Annotated in this window: 14 protein-coding genes, 1 tRNA gene and 1 riboswitch; of the genes, 7 read left to right on the top strand and 8 right to left on the bottom strand. The window is 67.6% G+C overall.

What is annotated here, in order from left to right:
* Nucleotides 1-138: 138 nt before the first annotated feature.
* Complete coding sequence (locus tag ASD55_RS04005; RefSeq protein ID WP_162248776.1) at nucleotides 139-1,770, bottom strand: HEAT repeat domain-containing protein; 1,632 nt, start codon at nucleotides 1,768-1,770, stop codon at nucleotides 139-141.
* 100 nt (nucleotides 1,771-1,870) lie between these two features.
* Nucleotides 1,871-4,576, bottom strand: coding sequence for a phosphoenolpyruvate carboxylase (ppc, locus tag ASD55_RS04000; RefSeq protein ID WP_056763881.1), 2,706 nt, complete (start codon nucleotides 4,574-4,576; stop codon nucleotides 1,871-1,873).
* A gap of 111 nt (nucleotides 4,577-4,687) precedes the next feature.
* Nucleotides 4,688-4,816: riboswitch (S-adenosyl-L-homocysteine riboswitch) on the top strand.
* Nucleotides 4,817-4,898: 82 nt separating this feature from the next.
* Here ppc and ahcY point away from each other — a divergent pair.
* The 4 genes from ahcY to ASD55_RS03980 all read left to right on the top strand — a co-directional run bounded on the left by ahcY (nucleotide 4,899) and on the right by ASD55_RS03980 (nucleotide 9,004).
* Nucleotides 4,899-6,338, top strand: coding sequence for an adenosylhomocysteinase (gene ahcY, locus ASD55_RS03995; RefSeq protein ID WP_056763880.1), 1,440 nt, complete (start codon nucleotides 4,899-4,901; stop codon nucleotides 6,336-6,338).
* A gap of 234 nt (nucleotides 6,339-6,572) precedes the next feature.
* Nucleotides 6,573-7,397: a methylenetetrahydrofolate reductase [NAD(P)H] gene (gene metF, locus ASD55_RS03990; RefSeq protein WP_056763879.1), complete on the top strand. Its 825-nt coding sequence runs from the start codon at nucleotides 6,573-6,575 to the stop codon at nucleotides 7,395-7,397.
* A 26-nt stretch (nucleotides 7,398-7,423) separates the two neighbouring features.
* Nucleotides 7,424-8,005, top strand: coding sequence for a DUF4124 domain-containing protein (locus ASD55_RS03985; RefSeq protein WP_056763878.1), 582 nt, complete (start codon nucleotides 7,424-7,426; stop codon nucleotides 8,003-8,005).
* Nucleotides 8,006-8,086: 81 nt separating this feature from the next.
* A complete protein-coding gene (locus ASD55_RS03980) occupies nucleotides 8,087-9,004 on the top strand; it encodes a branched-chain amino acid transaminase (protein ID WP_056763877.1) in 918 nt (305 codons plus the stop codon).
* Nucleotides 9,005-9,172: 168 nt separating this feature from the next.
* On the opposite strand, the gene ASD55_RS03975 is transcribed toward ASD55_RS03980, so the two are convergent.
* The 5 genes from ASD55_RS03975 to ASD55_RS03955 all read right to left on the bottom strand — a co-directional run bounded on the left by ASD55_RS03975 (nucleotide 9,173) and on the right by ASD55_RS03955 (nucleotide 12,951).
* Nucleotides 9,173-10,465: a HAMP domain-containing sensor histidine kinase gene (locus ASD55_RS03975; RefSeq protein ID WP_056763875.1), complete on the bottom strand. Its 1,293-nt coding sequence runs from the start codon at nucleotides 10,463-10,465 to the stop codon at nucleotides 9,173-9,175.
* Nucleotides 10,449-11,135: a response regulator transcription factor gene (locus tag ASD55_RS03970; RefSeq protein ID WP_007809337.1), complete on the bottom strand. Its 687-nt coding sequence runs from the start codon at nucleotides 11,133-11,135 to the stop codon at nucleotides 10,449-10,451. The genes ASD55_RS03975 and ASD55_RS03970 overlap by 17 nt, the downstream gene beginning before the upstream one ends.
* A 319-nt stretch (nucleotides 11,136-11,454) precedes the next feature.
* On the bottom strand, nucleotides 11,455-12,375 hold the full coding sequence (rimK, locus tag ASD55_RS03965; protein WP_056718413.1) for a 30S ribosomal protein S6--L-glutamate ligase: 921 nt from the start codon (nucleotides 12,373-12,375) through the stop codon (nucleotides 11,455-11,457).
* Nucleotides 12,376-12,385: 10 nt separating this feature from the next.
* A complete protein-coding gene (locus ASD55_RS03960; protein ID WP_056763873.1) occupies nucleotides 12,386-12,838 on the bottom strand; it encodes a RimK/LysX family protein in 453 nt (150 codons plus the stop codon).
* A 39-nt stretch (nucleotides 12,839-12,877) separates the two neighbouring features.
* Nucleotides 12,878-12,951: transfer RNA gene (locus ASD55_RS03955), tRNA-Gly, on the bottom strand.
* Nucleotides 12,952-13,200: 249 nt separating this feature from the next.
* Between ASD55_RS03955 and ASD55_RS03950 the strand changes: the two genes are divergently transcribed.
* Both ASD55_RS03950 and trmB read left to right on the top strand, forming a co-directional pair.
* Nucleotides 13,201-15,381 (top strand): FecR family protein, encoded by a 2,181-nt coding sequence (locus tag ASD55_RS03950; RefSeq protein ID WP_056763871.1) that lies wholly within the window; start codon nucleotides 13,201-13,203, stop codon nucleotides 15,379-15,381.
* A 272-nt stretch (nucleotides 15,382-15,653) separates the two neighbouring features.
* Nucleotides 15,654-16,358, top strand: a complete 705-nt coding sequence (gene trmB / locus ASD55_RS03945; RefSeq protein ID WP_056763870.1) for a tRNA (guanosine(46)-N7)-methyltransferase TrmB — start codon at nucleotides 15,654-15,656, stop codon at nucleotides 16,356-16,358.
* A 113-nt stretch (nucleotides 16,359-16,471) separates the two neighbouring features.
* On the opposite strand, the gene ASD55_RS03940 is transcribed toward trmB, so the two are convergent.
* Nucleotides 16,472-16,819, bottom strand: a complete 348-nt coding sequence (locus tag ASD55_RS03940) for a DUF559 domain-containing protein (protein ID WP_056763868.1) — start codon at nucleotides 16,817-16,819, stop codon at nucleotides 16,472-16,474.
* A 418-nt stretch (nucleotides 16,820-17,237) separates the two neighbouring features.
* Between ASD55_RS03940 and ASD55_RS03935 the strand changes: the two genes are divergently transcribed.
* Nucleotides 17,238-19,079 (top strand): SLC13 family permease, encoded by a 1,842-nt coding sequence (locus ASD55_RS03935; protein ID WP_200946054.1) that lies wholly within the window; start codon nucleotides 17,238-17,240, stop codon nucleotides 19,077-19,079.
* The last annotated feature ends 161 nt before the right edge of the window (nucleotides 19,080-19,240 follow it).

Here is a 19,240-nt window from a genome sequence, read left to right as displayed (position 1 = left end):
CCCGTCCCACAAGGAAACGTCCTGCCTGTCGACCATCACGCCCGTTCGAAGACGGACAGTGGCGTCCGGAGTCGTACATCGCGGTAGGCCATCATGATGGCGCGCACGAAAGCGACCGCGACGTCGCGCCCAGAGTCTTCAGTGCGCGCAATCGACCTGGCTGATCCGCACCGATCGACCTCCGGCATCCGCAGGGACCAGCAGGTAAGAACCGACCCAGCCGCTGCTGCGCAGTCCGTCTCCATCGACCGAAAGGTCGCGACTGGCCGCGGGCAGGTTCAGCAAGCGGGAGATCCTGGCATCGCCATCGCCTGTTATCCGGACCCGGTAGACCGCTGCGTATTCCATGCCCATGTGCGACAGGCCGGTGATCACCCACGCCGTGCGATCGGACAGCTTCAGCATGCCGCTGACGTTTCTTTCGAGCAGCAACTTTGGCGGAGCGCCCGCGCGCATCCATGTCAGGTTGCCGCCAAACTCCCCGCGATCGCTTCCGCCGAGCGTGCCGCCGTGAAGATCCAAGCTCATTGGCGCTCGCGTCGTCGCAGGCAATGCACAGCTCGCCGCCTCCTTGGCGAGCGGATTGTTCCAGAGCAGGTTGGCGAACCGGTTATCCGTCCTGTACAGCGAATCCAGCGCCTTGGGGTTACCCGCCTGCAGGGCCGCGACGGCCTCGTCGGCGGCGCGCCGGACAGCGGCAAACCAGTGTGTCTGCGCGACCTGCCGCAGCGCCGGAACGGCTGTCTCGTCGCCCAGCCGGACCTCGGCAAGAATCGTGGCGGCCACGACTTGCCAGTCGCGGTCCTCAAGCAGCGGATGCAGGGCCGAACTCACCGAACGGTTGCCCAACTGGCCGAGCGCCTGCGCAGTCTGCATCCGCCATCGCCAGGACGTGGAGTTCAGATAAGGCAGCAGTTGCGGCGCCACCTGTCCGGCATCCTGCCCCATGCCGGCCAAGGCGCCGAAGCAATCGGCTGCCTCGCTTTCGCCGGGCGCATCCACCAGCGGCGGTGGCGCGCCGGGATCCGGCTTGAACGTAGCCTCGGTTCCTGGCGGCGGACAGCTGGCCAGGATCTCCCCCAGCACCGAAGGATCAAGCATGGAGCGCAAGGCGGAATGCGCGGCCTGGCGCAACCGCGGGTCACCGTCACTGGCCAGGGGCCGTATCGCAGCGCCGTCCGAGCGTGCCCGGACGCCGAAGGCGGCAACGAGCCGCAGCGCCTGCTCCCTGTCGCCGGCGGGAAGCGAACGATTCGTCGCTGCGTCGACCAGGGCCCGCAGCATGGGGTTCGGAGAAGGAGTTTCTTCGGGGAACGCGGAGTCAAATGACAGCGCGGCAGCGAGGTTGTCGCGTTCGGCCCTGGGTGCGTGGGCCATCCTGCGCAGCACCTGCGGCAAGGCCCGGGGCATCATTTCGCCCAGCACGAAACCGGCCTGGTTCATCCCGCCTTCGCGCTCGACGATCGGGATGGCCACGGCCGCTGCCTGTTCGACCGGAAACTTCGCCAGCGCGCGCACAATCCAGCCGCCACCGCGTTCCCGCGAAATCGCCTGCTTCAGCGCGGGCAGGTCGGATGGCGACCACGCCGGCCAGCCCGCCAGCAGGCAACCCGCGATGTCACGTTCGGCCTGGTTCGAGGCATTGGCCACGGCCAGCAATCGTTGCTTGGCTTCTTCACCGTAGACTTCGAACCGTTCGCGCAAGGCATCACACGACGGGTACCACTTGCCAGGCGTCAAGGTTGACGCGGCGACGTGAACCTCTTGCATGCAGCGATCCAGGCTGGCGCACGGCGTTGCGACCACCGGTGCCGCCTGCAGAAGTCCCAGCCAAAAAAGCCATCCTTGCATGGTGCCCCCATGGAATGAATCAGCCGGTGTTCTGCAAACCCTGCGAGACGCCGTTGACGCAGGCGACCAGGGCCTGCAGCACGGCGTCGTCGGCGCGATCGCCGGCACGCCAGCGTTGCAGCAGGTCGACCTGCAGCAGGCTCATCGGATCGACGTAGGGATTGCGCAGGCGGATCGAGGCGGCCAGGCGCGGGGCGCCCTGCAGCAGGGCGTCGCTGCGCTTCAGTCGCAGCAGCCAGTGGCGGGTGCGGGCGAACTCGTCGCGGATCAGGCCGAAGAATTCGTCGTGCAGGGAGCCGGACAGTTTCGAGAACGCCTCGGCGATGTCGAGGTCGCACTTGGCCAGCACCATCTCCACGTCGTCGAGCAGATTGGCGAAGAACGGCCAGTCGCGCGCCATCTCGGCCAGCGCATCCTCGCCGAATTCGCCGACGCCGAGCTCCAGCGCGCTGCCCAGGCCGTACCAGCCGGGCAGGATCGAGCGGCACTGGGTCCAGGCGAACACCCACGGGATCGCGCGCAGGTCCTGCACGCCGCGCATGCTGCGGCGGCTGGCCGGGCGCGAGCCCAGGGTCATCTGTTCGATCACGTCCACCGGGGTGGCGCTGCGGAAATAGTCGACGAAGCCCGCGCGCTCGACGAAGGCCCGGTAGGTCTTGCGGCTGGCCGCGGACAAGGCGTCCATCTGCTCGCGCCAGCGCCGTTCGCGCGGCTCGCTTTCGCGTGGCCGCAGGCTGGCGCGCAGCACCGCGCCGACCGTCTGTTCCAGATTGCGCAGCGCCAGCGCACGGATGCCGTACTTGCGATGGATCACCTCGCCCTGCTCGGTCACCCGCAACACGCCGGCCACTGCGCCCCGCGGCGAGGACATCAGCGCCGGCGTGATGCGCGCGCCGCCGCGGCTGGCCGAGCCGCCGCGACCGTGGAAGAAGGCCAGCTGGATGCGCGCTTCGTTCGCCACCTCCAGCAACTCCACCTGGGCGCGCTGCAAGCCCCAGCGCGAGGCCAGCGTGCCGCCGTCCTTGCCGCTGTCGGAGTAACCCAGCATCACCCACTGCTGGTCGCCCCGCGCGGCGAGGTGGCGACGGTAGACCGGATCGTCGAGCAGTGCGCGCAGCGTGGCCGGCGCGTTCTTCAGGTCGTCGACGGTCTCGAACAGCGGAGCAATGTTGAGCGGCACGTCCTTCGTCTCGTCGACCAGCCCGCCCCGCCGCGCCAGTGCCAGCACTGCCAGCACGTCGGCGGCGCTGCGCGCCATGCTGATGATGTACAGGCCGGTGGCCTCGACGCCGTGGCTTTGCCGGCTGTCGCGCAAGGTGGCGAACACGGCCTGCAGCGATGTGGCGCTGTCATCGTCGCTGTCGGGAAACCTCGCCTCGCCGCTGGCGTACGGACGCAGGCGCTCGGCCCGCTCAGCACCGTCGCGCGCAGCCCATTCCGCGTCGCCCAGCAGCGCCGCGAGAGCGTCATCGTGTACGCGCGAATCCTGCCGCACGTCGAGCCGGGCCAGGTGGAAGCCGAAACTGCGCACACGGCACAGCAGGCGCTCGACCGAGTAGACGCCGGCATGCACGCCGTGATGCAGCAGCAGGCTGTCGGCGATCAGCTGCAGGTCGTCGAGCAATTCCTGGCTGGACGCATAGCCGTCCGTTTGCTGGTCCTGGGTCAACGCCAGTCGCGCGCCGATCAGCTGCAGCAGGCAGCGGTACGGCATGTCGGCGTGGCGCGGGCGGATCTGTGCCGCGGCATCGGGAAAGCGCGTCCGGTAGTCCGCCACGCGCGCCAGCAATGCCCCGGTGACCTCGACGCGGCCCTCGGTCTGACTGAGCGCCCGCGCCAGCGCGGCCACGTCTTCGCGATAGCGCTCGATGACCATCGAGCGCTGCGAGTCGAGGCAGTCGGCGATGGTGTCGGCGCCTACGTTGGGATTGCCGTCCATGTCGCCGCCGACCCAGCTGGCGAAGCGCAGCAGCCGCGGCAACCTGATCGCCAGGCCGTAGGTTTCCTGCAGCGCCTGGGCCAGCGACTCGTACAGCGCCGGCACGATCCGGTACAGCGGGTTGGTCAGGTAGAAGTCCACGTGCTCGCGCTCGTCCTGCACGCTGGGTCGCACCGGCGAGGCCTCGGCGGTCTGCCAGCCGGCGGACAGCGCCATGTAGATGCGCTGGTCGTCCTCGCGGCATTCCTGCGGCGTGCGTTTGGGATCGAAGCCATCGATCAGCGAAGCCACGATCGCCTGCTCCTTCTCCAGCAGCGAGCGGCGCACGGCCTCGGTGGGATGCGCGGTGAACACCGGCTCGATCCACAGCCGGTCGAGCCAGCCGACCAGTTCGTCGGCGCCCACGCCTTCGGCCTTCAGCCGGCCCAGCACGGCCAGCAGCGATTCGGGCTGCGGCGCGCTGCCTTCGCGCTGGTAGTCACGGCGGCGACGGATGCGGTGCACACGTTCGGCGGTGTTGACCGCCTGGAAATAGGTGGCGAAGGCACGCGCCAGCGCCTCGGCCTGGGCGGCATCCTGGCCTGCCAGCGAGTCGGCCAGCTCGTCCACCGAAGCGCCTTCGCGGCGGCGATGGATGGCCGCGGTGCGCACCTGCTCGACGCGCTGGAAGAACGCGTCGCCGCCCTGTTCGGCCAGCATCCGGCCGACCATCGCGCCGAGCCGGCTGACGTCCTCGCGTAGCGGGCCGTCCGGCGGCAGGAATTCGGGTTCGCGACTCTGTTCCACGCGGTGGCTCCCTGGCTGGTCAAGCCTCCAGCCTAACCAATCCTGATCCGGGAGACACCCGACGATGCGGCATAAGCTCATGTGTGCCGCTACAATGCCTGCTTTGCACTGCCCGCCGAGGGGCGCTGCGACCGTTGGAGTGAACGCGGGTCCATCCGCAAACGCCGCACATCACTGTGCGGACTCTTCACAAAACGGCCAGGCTCGGCGCGGCACGTTCCACAACGGCGCCCGGTTGCTTGTACGCGAGTCCGTTCGCAGCAGACCGGCCATCCATGGCCGGACTCCTCGAAAGAACCTCGCACTAACCGGAGATATATCCATGAACGCCGCACTGAAAGAAAACGCCACTGACTACAAGATCCGCGACATCTCGCTGGCCGATTTCGGCCGCAAGGAGCTGGACATCGCCGAGCACGAGATGCCCGGCCTGATGTCGATCCGCCGCAAGCACGCCACCGCCCAGCCGCTGAAGGGCGTGCGCGTGACCGGCTCGCTGCACATGACGATCCAGACCGCGGTGCTGATCGAGACGCTGAAGGACATCGGCGCCGACGTGCGCTGGGCCTCGTGCAATATCTTCTCGACCCAGGACCACGCCGCCGCCGCGATCGCCGCCACCGGCACGCCGGTGTTCGCCTGGAAGGGCGAGACGCTGGAAGAGTATTGGGACTGCACGCTGGACGCGCTGTCCTTCCCCGACGGCAAGGGCGGCTTCCTCGGCCCGCAGCTGGTGGTCGACGACGGCGGCGACGTGACGCTGCTGATCCACAAGGGCTACGAGCTGGAGAACGGTTCGAAGTGGGTCGATGAAAAAGCCTCCTCGCACGAGGAGCAGGTCATCAAGAACCTGTTGAAGCGCGTGCACGTCGAGCGCCCGGGCTACTGGCACACCGTGGTCAAGGACTGGAAGGGCGTCTCCGAGGAGACCACCACCGGCGTGCACCGCCTGTATCAGCTGGCCGAGGCGAAGTCGTTGCTGATCCCCGCGATCAACGTCAACGACTCGGTGACGAAGTCCAAGTTCGACAACCTGTACGGCTGCCGCGAGTCGCTGGCCGATGGCCTGAAGCGCGCGATGGACGTGATGCTGGCCGGCAAGGTCGCCGTGGTCTGCGGCTACGGCGACGTGGGCAAGGGCTGCGCGCACTCGCTGCGTGCCTACGGCGCCCGCGTGGTGGTCACCGAGATCGACCCGATCAACGCGCTGCAGGCGGCGATGGAAGGCTTCGAGGTCAACACCGTCGAATCGACCCTGGGCCGTGGCGACATCTACGTCACCACCACCGGCAACAAGGACGTGCTGCGGCTCGATCACCTGAAGGCGATGAAGGACCAGGCGATCGTCTGCAACATCGGCCACTTCGACAACGAGATCCAGGTCGACGCGCTGAACGCGATGGCCGGCGTGACCAAGCTCAACATCAAGCCGCAGGTGGACAAGTACACCTTCTCCGACGGCCGCGCGATCTTCCTGCTGGCCGAGGGCCGGCTGGTCAACCTGGGCTGCGCCACCGGCCACCCCAGCTTCGTGATGTCCAACTCGTTCGCCAACCAGACGCTGGCCCAGATCGACCTGTGGGAGCACCGGGACAGCTACGAGAACAAGGTCTACATCCTGCCCAAGAAGCTGGACGAGGAAGTCGCCCGCCTGCACCTGGAGAAGATCGGCGTGAAGCTGACCACGCTCAGCGACGAGCAGGCGAAGTACCTCGGCGTGCCGGTGGAAGGTCCGTACAAGCCGGATCACTACCGCTACTGATGTAGCCGGGAATGGGGAATAGAGAATGGGGAATCGCCCCCGGTTCTCCTGCACAACGGGACGCAGCGATGCGTCCCGTTTTTTTATGCATCTCTCGTGATCCCCAAGCCAGCCAAAGCGTCCCCGCTTTGACCATTCTCCATTCCCGATTCCCCATTCCCTGCTCGGCCATCTATCGCTTCATCGCGAAACAAAGATATATACTCCCCGGCACCGCCCACCGGATGCCCAGCGATGCCGTCGATCAGCTTCGAATTCTTCCCACCCAAGACCGATGAGCAACGCGCGCAGCTGGATCGCGCGGCGCAGGTGCTGAAGGCGCACCAGCCGGAATACGCCTCGGTGACGTTCGGCGCGGGCGGTTCCACGCTGAGCTATACCGGCGACACCGTGGCGCGGCTGCACGCGCAGCATGGCCTGCCGGTGGCGCCGCACCTGTCCTGCATGGGCGGCACCAAGGCCGAGATCACCGCACTGCTGGACGGTTACCGCGCGGCCGGCTACCGGCGGCTGGTGGCGCTGCGCGGCGACATGCCCTCGGGCATGGCCACGGCGGGCGACTTCCGTTACGCGGCCGAGCTGGTGGCCTTCATCCGCGCGCACTGCGGCGACCACTTCCACATCGAGGTGGCGGCGTATCCGGAAACCCACCCGCAGGCCGACGACGCGCTGCGCGACCTGCAGCATTTCAAGGCCAAGATCGACGCCGGCGCGAACGGGGCGATCACCCAGTATTTCTTCAACCCCGATGCGTATTTCCGCTTCGTCGACGACGTGCGCAAGCTGGGCGTCGACGTGCCGATCGTGCCGGGCATCATGCCGATCACCAACTTCAGCCAGCTGCGGCGATTCTCCGAGATGTGCGGCGCGGAGATCCCGCGCTGGATCTCCAAGCGCATGCAGGCCCACGGCGACGACGCCGATGCCGTGCGCGCGCTCGGTGCCGAAGTGGTGGCGCAACTGTGCCGGCGCCTGCTCGACGGCGGTGCGCCCGGCCTGCACTTCTACACGCTGAACCGGGCCCGCGCCACGCAAGCGGTACTGCAGCAACTTTCCTGAGACGCGGTGGCGGGTATGCTGGCGCGATGTATCGCCTGGCCACCTTGCTCTGCCTGATCGCGCTTGCCTGGGCCGCGCCCGTCGCGGCGCAGACGCCGATCCATCGCTGCATCGGCGCCAATGGCAGTGCGGTCTTCACCGACCAGCCTTGCGCCGCGCTGCAGGCCACCCCGGCCAGTCGTGTCGCCGCGTCGGCACCCGCCGTGACCGCCACCACCACGCCAACCCTGTGCGCCGCCACTCTGGGTGCGTTGCGCCAGGGCGTGATCGATGCCTTCGCCAGCCATGACGCCAACCGGCTGGCGGGCATGATGCTGTGGGACGGCTACGGCCGCGGCGCGGCCGTAGCCGACATCCAGTCGCTGACCCGGCTGATGAAACAGCCATTGCTGGACGTGAAGGCGCCCGACGAGTCCGCCGCGGCGCCGGCATCGGCCAGCAGCCTCGCCGATCCATTCGCCATGAACGTCGACCCAGCCCCGACAGCGCCGGCACACAATCAGCTGGTGGTGCACACCGCCGACAGCGACGGCAACGGCAACCCGCGCGAACTGCGCTTCGACATCGTCCACCAGGCCGGCTGCCTGTGGCTGCGCAATGCTGATTGAAGGCGGGGCGATTGAAAGCGGGCGTTGACGCCGGTTCCGCCGATAGCAGTTATCATGGGCGGTCCCCATTGGAGAATCGACATGGCCCAGCAGTACCCCGAATGGATCTGGCAAAACGGTGAGATCAAGCCGTGGGCCGAGGCGACCACCCACGTGATGTCCCACGCCCTGCACTACGGCTCATCGGTGTTCGAAGGCATCCGCAGCTACGCCACCCCCGACGGCGCCGCGATCTTCCGCCTGACCGACCACATCAACCGGCTGTACCAGTCGGCCAAGATCTACGACATGGCGCTGCCGTACACGGCCGACGAACTGGCTGCGGCCTGCCGCGCGGTGATCAAGAAGAACGGCCTGGGCGCGTCCTACCTGCGCCCGGTTGCCTACCGCGGCTTGGGCGGCTTCGGCCTGTCCGCGGAAACCCCGATCGATGTCGCCGTGGCGGCATGGCCGATGGGTCCGTACCTGGGGCCAGAGGCCTTGGAGAACGGCATCACCGCCTGCGTGTCCAGCTGGCAGCGCTTCGCGCCGAACACCATCCCGGCCGGCGCCAAGGCCGGCGGCAACTACCTTTCCGGCCAGCTGATCGCACGCGAAGCGCGCCGCCTCGGCTTCGGTGAAGGCATCGCGCTGGCCTCCAGCGGCCTGCTCAGCGAAGGCGCCGGCGAGAACCTGTTCCTGGTCTTCGACGGCGTGCTGCACACCACCCCGGCCAGCGCCTCGATCCTCACCGGCATCACCCGCGACACGCTGAAGACACTGGCCCGCGAAGACGGCATCGAAGTGGTCGAACGCGACCTGCCGCGCGAGTACCTTTACCTCGCCGACGAGATCCTGATGTGCGGCACCGCCGCCGAAGTCACCCCGATCCGCTCGGTCGACGGCAAGCAGATCGGCAACGGCACCGCCGGCCGCGTCACCCGCCGCCTGCAGGAACTGTTCTTCGGCCTGTTCGACGGCCGCACCCACGACAAGTGGGGCTGGCTGGAGCAGGTCTGAGTCAAGAGCGACCCCCTCCCAACCTCCCCCTGCACGCAGGGGGAGGAGCAACGCCGCCCAGCTCCCTCCCTTGCACGCAGGGGGAGGAGCAACGCCGCCTGACTCCCTCCCCTGCAACGCAGGGGAGGGTTGGGGTGGGGTCGCTTTTGACTCTCGGGAAACAGGAATTCAGCCGAACCTGATGCAGGCGATCGCCCCGTTGGCATCGCTGCGGGGCCGCATCGACACATTCCAGCCATACAGTTCGCACAGCCGGCGCACGATGGCCAGACCCAGCCCGGCACCGCTGCCGCCGGCACCTTCGCCGCGCACGCCGCGCTGGAACAGGCGCTCGGCATCTTCGGGCTTGATGCCCGGGCCGGTGTCGATCACTTCGATGCTGCCGTTGCCCACCACCACCTGCACGCTGCCTTCGAGCGTGTACTTGATCGCGTTGCCGATCAGGTTGGTCAGCGCCACCGACAATACGGAGGCCGGGGCATTCACGCTGACCTGCTGCTCGGTCCGCAGCTCGACGGTGAGCGGCTTGCCGCGCACCTGGGGACGCTGGCTCTCGATCACGTCGGCGGCGACCTTGCCGACCTCGGTGGTTTCGCCGCGGGTCGGACCACGCCGCTCGGCGCGTGACAGCAGCAGCAAGGCCTCGATCAGCTCGGTGGCCTGGCGCGAGGCGCGCTCGATCCGCTTCAGCCGCTCGCTCAGCTTTTCCGTGAGATCGGGCGAGCCCTGCAGCAATTCGGTGGTACTGGCGATCACCGCCAGCGGCGTGCGCAGTTCGTGGCTGACGTCGGAATTGAATTCGCGATCGCGCTCGACCATCGCCGTGAGCCGCGCCGAATACTCGTCCAGCGCATGCGCCAGCTCGCCCACCTCGTCGTCGGCGAAATGCGGCGCCAGCGGCTCGGCCTTGCCGACTTTGCGAAAGTCGCGCAGGCGATTGGCCAGTTCGGTAACCGGCTTCAACACCTTGCGCGAGAGCCACAAGCCCAGTACCAGTGAAAGCAGGCCGAACAGGAATACCGCGCCGATCACGCTGATCAGCAGTTGCTGCTTGCCCAGCTCCTCGCGCGTGACGTCGTAGCGGACGAAGCTGATGATGTGGTTCTCGCGATACACCGCCAGCTTGTAGTGCCGCTGGTTGCCATCTTCGCCCTGCTCGATGATGTCGTGCACGCCATTGGTGTCGGCCAGGTTCTGCCAGGCCAGCGGCGCCTTGTACAAGGTGCGGTCGCTCTTGGTCATGCCCGTGATCAGCTGCGACCCCGGCCCCGGCGCCTCCGGGTGTTCCTGCGCGTAATGGTTCGCGTACTTGGCGTCGTCCAGCAGGCTGGCGTTGACCAGCTGGTCTTCCACCCGCGAACGGATGTTCAACGCGGCGAACGCAAACAACGCGCTGAGGCCGAAGCCGAACAGCGTGAAGGAGACGACCAGCCGAAAACGAAGCTTACGCCTGGACTGCATCCGGCTCGACCATCCGATAGCCAATGCCGTGCCGCGTGTGGATCAGCGGCTTCTCGAAGGGTTTGTCGATCGCGGCGCGCAGACCGTGGATATGCACGCGCAACGAATCGCTGTCGGGTAGTTCCTCGCCCCACACCTTCTGTTCCAGGTCCTGCCGGGTGACCACCGAGGGACTGGCTTCCATCAGCGCCTGCAGCAGCTTCAGGCCGATCGGGTTCAACTGGATCGACTTGCCTTCGCGGTTCACCGTCAGCGTGTCGAGGTTGAAGGTGAGGTCGGCCACTTTCAGCACGCGGCTCTGCGGGCCCTTGCCCCGGCGTGCCAGCACTTCGAGTCGCGCGGCCAGCTCCTGCAGCGCGAACGGCTTGGTCATGTAGTCGTCGGCGCCCGATTCGAAACCGGTCAGCTTCTGCTCCAGCGCGTCGCGCGCGGTCAGCATCAGGATCGGCGTCTGCTTGTGCGCCTCGTGGCGCAACTTGCGGGCGACCTCCAGGCCGTCCATGCCGGGCAGCGTGAGATCCAGCACGATCACGTCGAAATCGTGCACCACGGCCAGATGCAGGCCGGTCACGCCGTCACCCGCGAAATCGACCACGTTACCCCGGTCTTCCAGGTAATCGCCGATGTTGGTCGCGATATCGCTGTTGTCTTCGATCACCAGTACGCGCATGTGTCACTCCTGCGCAGCCGGCTCACGGGCCGGCTGGGGCTGTCAGCTTAACAATCTTGGATGAACGCAGCGCGGCGGCAGCGAAAGAAACCTGAACGCGCGTTCGTGTGGCAGTCGTGCGGGCAAGAAAAAGCCCAGATGCGCGACTCGCCGTCGCCCACCTGGGCCCAAGTTACTGCCCCGATACCATCGTCTGCCGGCGCCGCACCCTGCGGGTCGCGGTGTCGCAAAAAACAGTGGAAGCGTTATAGGGCGTGGCGGGTTATGAGCGAGTTAACACCGTGTCAATTCACATCCTGGCGGGAAGCCAACGACGGCATCAGGCCTTCGCGGGACGCCGGCGGGCGCGGGTTTCGCCGGGTTTTACGGCGGCCTGCGCTTCCAGCAAGGCCATGATCGCCGCCGCCACATCCACCCCGGTGGCGGCCTCGATGCCTTCCAGTCCGGGCGACGCGTTGACCTCCAGCAGCAGCGGCCCGCGGTTCGAACGCAGCAGGTCCACGCCGGCCACGCCCAGGCCCAGCGCGCCGGCCGCCGCCACCGCGATGCGCTCCTCGTCGGCGCTCAGCGTGGCCGCCTTCGCGCTGCCGCCGCGATGCAGGTTGGCGCGGAAATCGCCGGGGCTGGAGTCGCGCTGCATCGCCGCGACCACCTGGTTGCCGACCACGAAGCAGCGCAGGTCGCTGCCCTTGGCCTCGGCGACGAACTCCTGCACCAGGAAATTGGCATACAGGCCGCGGAACGCCTCGATCACGCTCTGCGAAGCCGCGCGCTTCTCGGCCAGCACCACGCCGGTGCCCTGGCTGCCCTCGTTCAACTTGATCACGTGCGGCGGATCGCCGAGCAGGGCCAGCACGTCCTCGGTGTCGTCGGGGTTGTCGCCGAACACGGTCACCGGCATGTCGATGCCCTGGGCGGCCAGGATCTGCAGGCAGCGCAGCTTGTCGCGCGCCCGCAGCACCGCGTCGGACGGGTTCGGCGTGTACACGCCCATCATCTCCAGCTGGCGCAGCACGGCGGTGCCGTAGAACGTGCTGGAGGTGCCGATGCGCGGGATCACCGCATCGATGTCGCGCACCTCCTTGCCCTTGAAGCGGATCGACGATGCACCCGGCGCGATGCGCACGTAGCAGCGCAGCGGATCGAACACCCGCACCACGTGCCCGCGCACGCGCGCGGCCTCGACCAGGCGCTTGGTCGAATACAGTCGGGTATTGCGCGACAGGATCGCAATTTTCATGGGCAGGCCGTCATCGGGATGGCACGGTCGTGGTCGACGGCCGCGGCTGGGTATAGGAAAGCGCCGGGTCCACCGCAACGCGCCCGCTTAGCGCACTGCGACCCAGCAACATCGGAAACAGCATATGCCGGCGATCGGTGAGATTGACGTCGATCTCGAATCGCTGCCCGGCCAGTTCTACCGCAGTGCGAATGAACCACCGCTCAGTGCGGCGGCCGCCGGTATCGGTGACCGTGCGCCGATCCAGCGCAGGCGCTTCGCAGCTGATCGCCAGCGGCGAGCGCCGCCCCACGTGAAGGCTGAAGCGCAGCCAGGTATCGCCGTCACGCTGGAACGTTTCGAGGGTGTCCACATGCAGCGAACTGCTGCGCGCCCCGGTATCGAGCTTGGCCTTGAGCAAGGGAATGCCCAATTGCGGCAACGCCAGCCGCTCCCGCCAGCCCAAGGTAATCAGATCCGCCATGTGGGTTGTGGAAAGCTCGGGGATCGATGCAGCGGGGAGTGGAGCGGGTGAAGGGAATCGAACCCTCGTCAGTAGCTTGGGAAGCTACAGCTCTACCATTGAGCTACACCCGCACTTGGCCGGCGGATGGTAACCCGGGATTCGCGTGGTTGGAAGGCGGCGTCAGGAGCGACCCCACCCCGGCCCTCCCCTACGAGCAGGGGAGGGAGCCATGGCCAGGAGCGGCGCACCCAACGGGTGCTGAACAATCGCCTGCGCATACTCGGCGGAGGGTCATCGTTTGGTCGACACTGCGCGTTCACGGTCCCATGACGAAACCCCGCCCTGCTCCCGCCTCATCTGCACTTGCCAAGGAGAGCCGCATGTCCAGGTTTGCCGAGTCCCCTGTTTCATGGCGCCGCTACCGGCGCGTGCTGGCGGTGTTGCTGTTGTGCCTGGTCGCCGGATTGGCGCAGGCGCAATCCGACGCCCCATCCGACGCCGATGACAGCGCCGACCCGCCGACCCGGGTGGCGCGCCTGTCGTATGTCGGCGGCGACCTGGGCTTCCTGCCTTCCGGCGCGAAGGACTGGAGCGACGCCAACGTCAACCGCCCGCTGACCACCGGCGACAAGCTCTCCAGTGCGGCGGGCACGCGTGCCGAACTGGAGTTCGACGGCGGCACCCTGCGCATCGATGGCCAGTCCGACCTCGGTCTGCTCGATCTCAACGACCAGCTGGCGCAGATCGAGCTGACCCGGGGCAGCCTGAGCCTCACCGTGCGCCAGCTCGGCGACGGCGAAAGCTACGAGATCGACACTCCCGCGGTGGCCTTGGTGGTGGACCAACCCGGCACGTTCCGCGTCGACATCGATCCGGGCGACGGCAGCACGCGCATCGCGGCGCTGGATGGCGCTGCCACCGTGTTCGGAGAAAACAACGCCCAGCGCTCGATCAATCCCGGCCGCAGCTACCGCTTCACCGACGCCAGCCTGAGCATGGTGACGATCAGCGACATCGCCGGCGGCGACGCCTTCGATCGCTGGGCCAGCGAGCGCGATCGTCGCTACGCGCAGTCCGACAGCAGCCAGTACGTCTCCGACGACGTGGTCGGCTACCAGGACCTGGACCAGTACGGCGCCTGGCAGGACAGCAGCGAATACGGTGCGGTGTGGTATCCGCGCAACGTCGGTTCGGACTGGGCGCCGTACCGCAACGGCCACTGGGCCTACATCGCACCCTGGGGCTGGACCTGGATCGACGACGCGCCCTGGGGTTACGCGCCATACCACTACGGTCGCTGGGCCTACACCCAGCGCGGCTGGGGCTGGATTCCCGGCCCGCGCGGCGTGCGTGCGATCTACGCGCCGGCACTGGTCGCCTTCGTCGGTGGTGGTGGCTGGTCAGTGGGCATCGGTGGCGCGCCGGTGGGCTGGTTCCCGCTGGGCCCGGGCGACATCTACAACCCGTGGTATCGCTGCGGCCGCCGCTATTACACCCGCGTCAACGTGCACAACATCCGCGTGCGCGGCGGACACGATCCGCGGCGCGACGTCGACGACCACTACAACCGCTACCGTCGCGGCGACTTCGCTCGTGGCGACCACCATCGCGGCGCGCCCCGCGGTTTCACCGCGGTGTCCGGCGACAACTTCGCCGGCGGCCATCGCGTGAAGGGCAATCGCCTGCATGTCGATCCGCGCAAGCTCACCGACACGTCGTTGCGCACGCGCGACATCGCCGGCGTGCGTCCCACCGACCGCGGCGACCACGGGCCGCGCACCACCCACGTGCGCAACCTCCCCGCCGGCGGCTTCACCCGCGAGGTGGTCGCCCGTCGCGCGCCACCGAACATCCACGACGCCCCCGTGCCGAACCACGGCAAGCTGACGGGCGACACCTCCAGCGGACGGGTGCGCGTGCTGGGCAGCCAGGGCCCGGGGCGACGCCCGCCGATGGCCGATCGCGACGGTGGCAACGTGCGCCGTGCCGCGCCCGCAACGGCGCAGTTGCCGACGGTGCCTCGCATCACGCCAGCCACTCGCGAAGACCGCATGAACAATGCGCGTGACGACGGCGAACTGCGCTCGGCCCGCTTCGCGCATCCACGCAGTCCTTACGGTGCCGACCGCCGCGAAAGCATGCAACGTCCCGGAGTGAGCTACATCGCCCCGAGTCCGCCCACGCCGGCGGTCAACGAGCGCGCGCCCCGCCCGATGCCGCCGACCCGGCGCGACGATGCGCGCGTGGTGCCTCATGACCGCGCGCAGTTCCAGCGCGTGACACCGCAGCAGCCCGTCACCACGCCCATGCGCAGCGAGCCCGAGCCACGCCGCTTCGAACGTCCGCAGCCACGCTTCCAGCGCCCCGAACCCGTGCAGCGCGAGCCCATGCGCGAAGCGCCGCGACCACAACCCCGTCCCAGCGCGCCGCCGCCGCCCCGCTACCAACCGCAGCAACGCCCGGCACCGCGAGTCGAAGCACCCAGACCGCAGCAGAACACGTCGCGGCCATCACCGAGAAAGGGCGCCGAGCGACTGGATCGGGAAGATCGGCGCCATTAGGGGCAAGAGCGAACCCCACCCCAACCCTCCCCTACTTCGCAGGGGAGGGAGTGGAACGCACGGCCTCACGCCTGACTCCCCCTGCTTCGTACGGAGAGAACGGGGCGCGTAGCCTCACGCCTGGCTCCCTCCCCTGCTTGTCCCGCAAGGGGACTTCCTTCGGTCGCAGAAAGGGCTGGGGTGGGGTTCGCTTTTGACTTTGCGCTTGAGGCGAAGAGCATCCAACGCATCCCCCAGCCAGCCGACGCCGGCACAAGTCCTACAATACGCAGATGTCCGAGCCCACCGACTCCCCCACACCCGATTACATGCGCCGCATCCGCAGCTTCGTGCTGCGCGAGGGCCGCATGACGCCCGCGCAGCAGCGCGCCTTCGACACCTTGTGGTCGCGCTTCGGCATCGACTACCGCGGTGCGTCGCACGACTTCACCGCCAGCTTCGGGCGCAGCGCGCCGCTGGTGCTGGAGATCGGCTTCGGCAACGGCGAGGCGCTGGCCTGGGCCAGCGAGCACGACCAGGCCCGCGACTTCCTCGGCGTCGAAGTGCACGGCCCCGGCGTGGGCCGGCTGATGAACGCACTGGCCGCCCGCGACGCCAGCAATGTGCGCATCTACAAACACGACGCGGTGGAAGTGCTGGAACACGAGATCGCGCCAGGCACGCTGGCCGAGGCGCGCATCTGGTTTCCCGACCCGTGGCACAAGAAGCGCCACAACAAACGTCGCCTGATCCAGCCCGAATTCGTCGCCCTGCTCGCCTCGCGCATGGCCCCGAACGGCCTGCTGCACCTGGCCACCGACTGGCAGCCCTACGCCGAACACATGCTCGAAGTGATGGAAGCCGCCCCCGCCTGGCGCAACCAGCTCGGCGCCGGGCAGTACGCCGAGAAACCCGAGTGGCGCATCGAAACCCACTTCGAACGGCGCGGGCTGAAGCTGGGGCATGGGGTTTGGGATTTGCTTTACCGGAAAGTCTGAGCAAGAGCGTGACCCCACCCCAACCCTCCCCTACTTCGCAGGGGAGGGAGAAAAGCTGCGAGCTCGCCGGAACTACTCCCTCCCCTACAACGTAGGGGAGGGCCGGGGTGGGGTCACGCTCTTGACCTCTCCTCCAGCACCCGAAAAATCTCCCCCACCACATCCTGCTTGCGCAGCAGCACCTCGTCATTCCAGAAGCGCAACACGCGGTAGTCTTCGCGCCCCAGGATTTCCGTGCGCCGCCGGTCGTAGTCGATCGCGTCCAGGTGCTGGCCGCCATCCAGCTCGACCACCAGCCGCGCCGGCACGCAGATGAAGTCCACGATGTAACCGGCCAGCGGATACTGCCGCCGGAACTTGTGGCCGGCCAGTTGGCGATGCCGCAGGTGTTGCCACAGACGCCGCTCGGCATCGGTGCCTTCGTTGCGCAGGCGGCGGGCACGGATCCACTTGAGGTGCATGGCGAGTCCTTTCGCTGGGGGGAGCAAGAGCTTTACCCCCTCCCAGCCTCCCCCTGCCAGCAGGGGGAGGAGCAAAAAGCTGTGCTCCCTCACCGCCTCACATAACTCAACGCAACCGCACTTCTCCCTCCCCTGCTCGCAGGGGAGGGCTGGGGTGGGGTCAAGCTCTTGGGGTCAAGCTCTTGGGGTCAAGCTCTTGGGGTCAAGCTCTTGGGGTCAAGCTCTTGGGGTCAAGCTCTTGGAGTCGAGCTCTTGGGTCAAGCTCTTGGGTCAAGCTCTTGGCCTCAGGTTCACCAGCAACCGCATCGCCCCGCTTATACTCACGGACATCCGCCCAGGGACGAATCGACAGCAGCGTGAAGTTTCCACTGCCCCGCCGTATCCACCGCAAGCCGCTGCGCCGCAGGGACGTCAGCTGATGGCGCTCTCGCTCACCCCCGAAATGATCCTGGTGCTCGGGCTGGTGGGTTTCACCATGCTGATGCTGGTGCTGGAGTGGATTCGCGCCGACATGGTGGCGCTGCTGGTGGTGGTGGTGATCGGCCTGACCGGGCTGATTCCGTCCGATCGCGTGTTCAACGGCTTCGCCGGCAACGCGGTGATCGCGATCATCGCGATCATGATCATGGGCGAGGGACTGGACCGCGCCGGCGTGCTGCAGCTCACCGCCAACTTCGTGATGCGCATGGCGCGCGGCGCGGAGTCGCGGCTGGGCATGGTGATCAACATGGTCGCCAGCCTGTTCAGCGCGGTGATTCCCAGCCAGGCGCTGGCCGCCCTGATGATCCCGGTCAGCAGCCGGCTCGCCGCCCGCACCGGTGTGCCGATTTCGCGGCTGCTGCTGCCGATGGCGTTCTGCATCCTCACCGCCACCAACACCACGCTGATCGCGAACTCGCCGCTGATCGTGCTGAACGACCTGATCGCCAGCGCCAACGTGAACCTGCCGCCGGGCGCGCACACGATCCCGAAGTTCGGCCTGTTCAGCGTCACCCCGGTGGGCCTGGCGCTGGCCGTGGTCGGCATCGCCTATTTCTATTTCTTCGGCCGCAAGCTGCTGCCGGGGCATGAGGACGAACGGCTGAAGGTGACGCCCGGGCGCACCGAAAGCTACTTCGCCGAAACCTACGGCATCGTCGGCGAGACCGCCGAGCTCACCGTCACCGCCGAGAGCCCGCTGGTCGGCATGAGCATCGGCGAGGCGGAACAGCTGTACGAGGCGCCGCTGATCCTGGCGATCAAGAGCGGCAACGACGCGCGCATGGCGCCACCGGCCGACCACGTGATCTGGGTCGGCTCGGTGCTGGGCGTGCTCGGCCCGCGCGAGCAACTCAACCAGTTCGCCAACAACCAGCTGTGCCGCCTGTCCACCCGCATGCGCCAGCTGGGCGAGCTGTTCAACCCGAGCCGAGCCGGCATTTCCGAAGTGGTGATTCCGCCGGTGTCGCGCTTCATCAAGCACACCGTGGGCGAGCTGCGCCTGCGCAAGCGCTTCGGCATTTCCGTGCTGGCGGTGACCCGCGGCGACAAGGTGCTGCGCGAGGACGTGCGCGGCGTCAGCCTGCGCGCCGGCGACACCGTGGTGCTGCACAGCAACTGGCGCGACCTGTCGCTGGCCGCCGAAGACCGCGACCTTGTCGTGGTCACCGACATCCCCAAGGAACAGCAGCGCCCCGGCAAGATCTGGCAGGCGGTGGGCTTCTTCCTGCTGGCCAAATGCCTGGCCCTGTTCACCAACCTCGACCTGTCGGTGGCGATGATGACCGGCGCGATCGGCATGCTGCTCACCGGCGTGCTGAACATGGACGAGGGCTACAAGGCGATCAACTGGAAGACCATCTTCGTCACCGCCTGCCTGATCCCGCTGGGCTGGTCGATGGACGCCACCGGCACCGCCGCGTGGATCGCCCAGGTGGTGCTGGATCACCTGGGAAGCGCATCGCCGTGGGTGCTGCAGCTGTGCCTGGCCGTGCTCACCCTGCTGTTCTCCCAGGTAATGTCCAACGTGGGCGCCACCGTGATGATGGTGCCCATCGCCATCAGCGTCGCCGTCGCCACCGGTGGCAACCCGTCGGCCTATGCACTGATCGTCGCCGTATCCTCCTCCAACACCTTCCTGCTCAGCTCCGGCCACCCGGCCCTGATGATGGTCACCGGCCCCGGCGGCTACAAAGGCAGGGACTTCCTGCGCGTGGGCGTACCGCTGACCCTGGTGGTGCTGGTGGTCACGCTGGTGGCGATCAATTTGCTGTTCCGCTAAAAGCGAAGAGCGACCCCACCCCGGCCCTCCCCTGCGAGCAGGGGAGGGAGCAGAGCGCGGGGCTCCGAGTCGGTTCCTCCCCCTGCTTGCAGGGGGAAGTCAGGAGGGGGTGCGCTCTTGATCTTGCTCCCCACCCAAGAGCGACCCCTCAGCTAAAGCAC

The sequence above is a fragment of the Rhodanobacter sp. Root561 genome, assembly GCF_001427365.1.
Classification (GTDB): Bacteria; Pseudomonadota; Gammaproteobacteria; order Xanthomonadales; family Rhodanobacteraceae; genus Rhodanobacter.
This window is presented reverse-complemented; position numbering and strand designations above follow the sequence as displayed.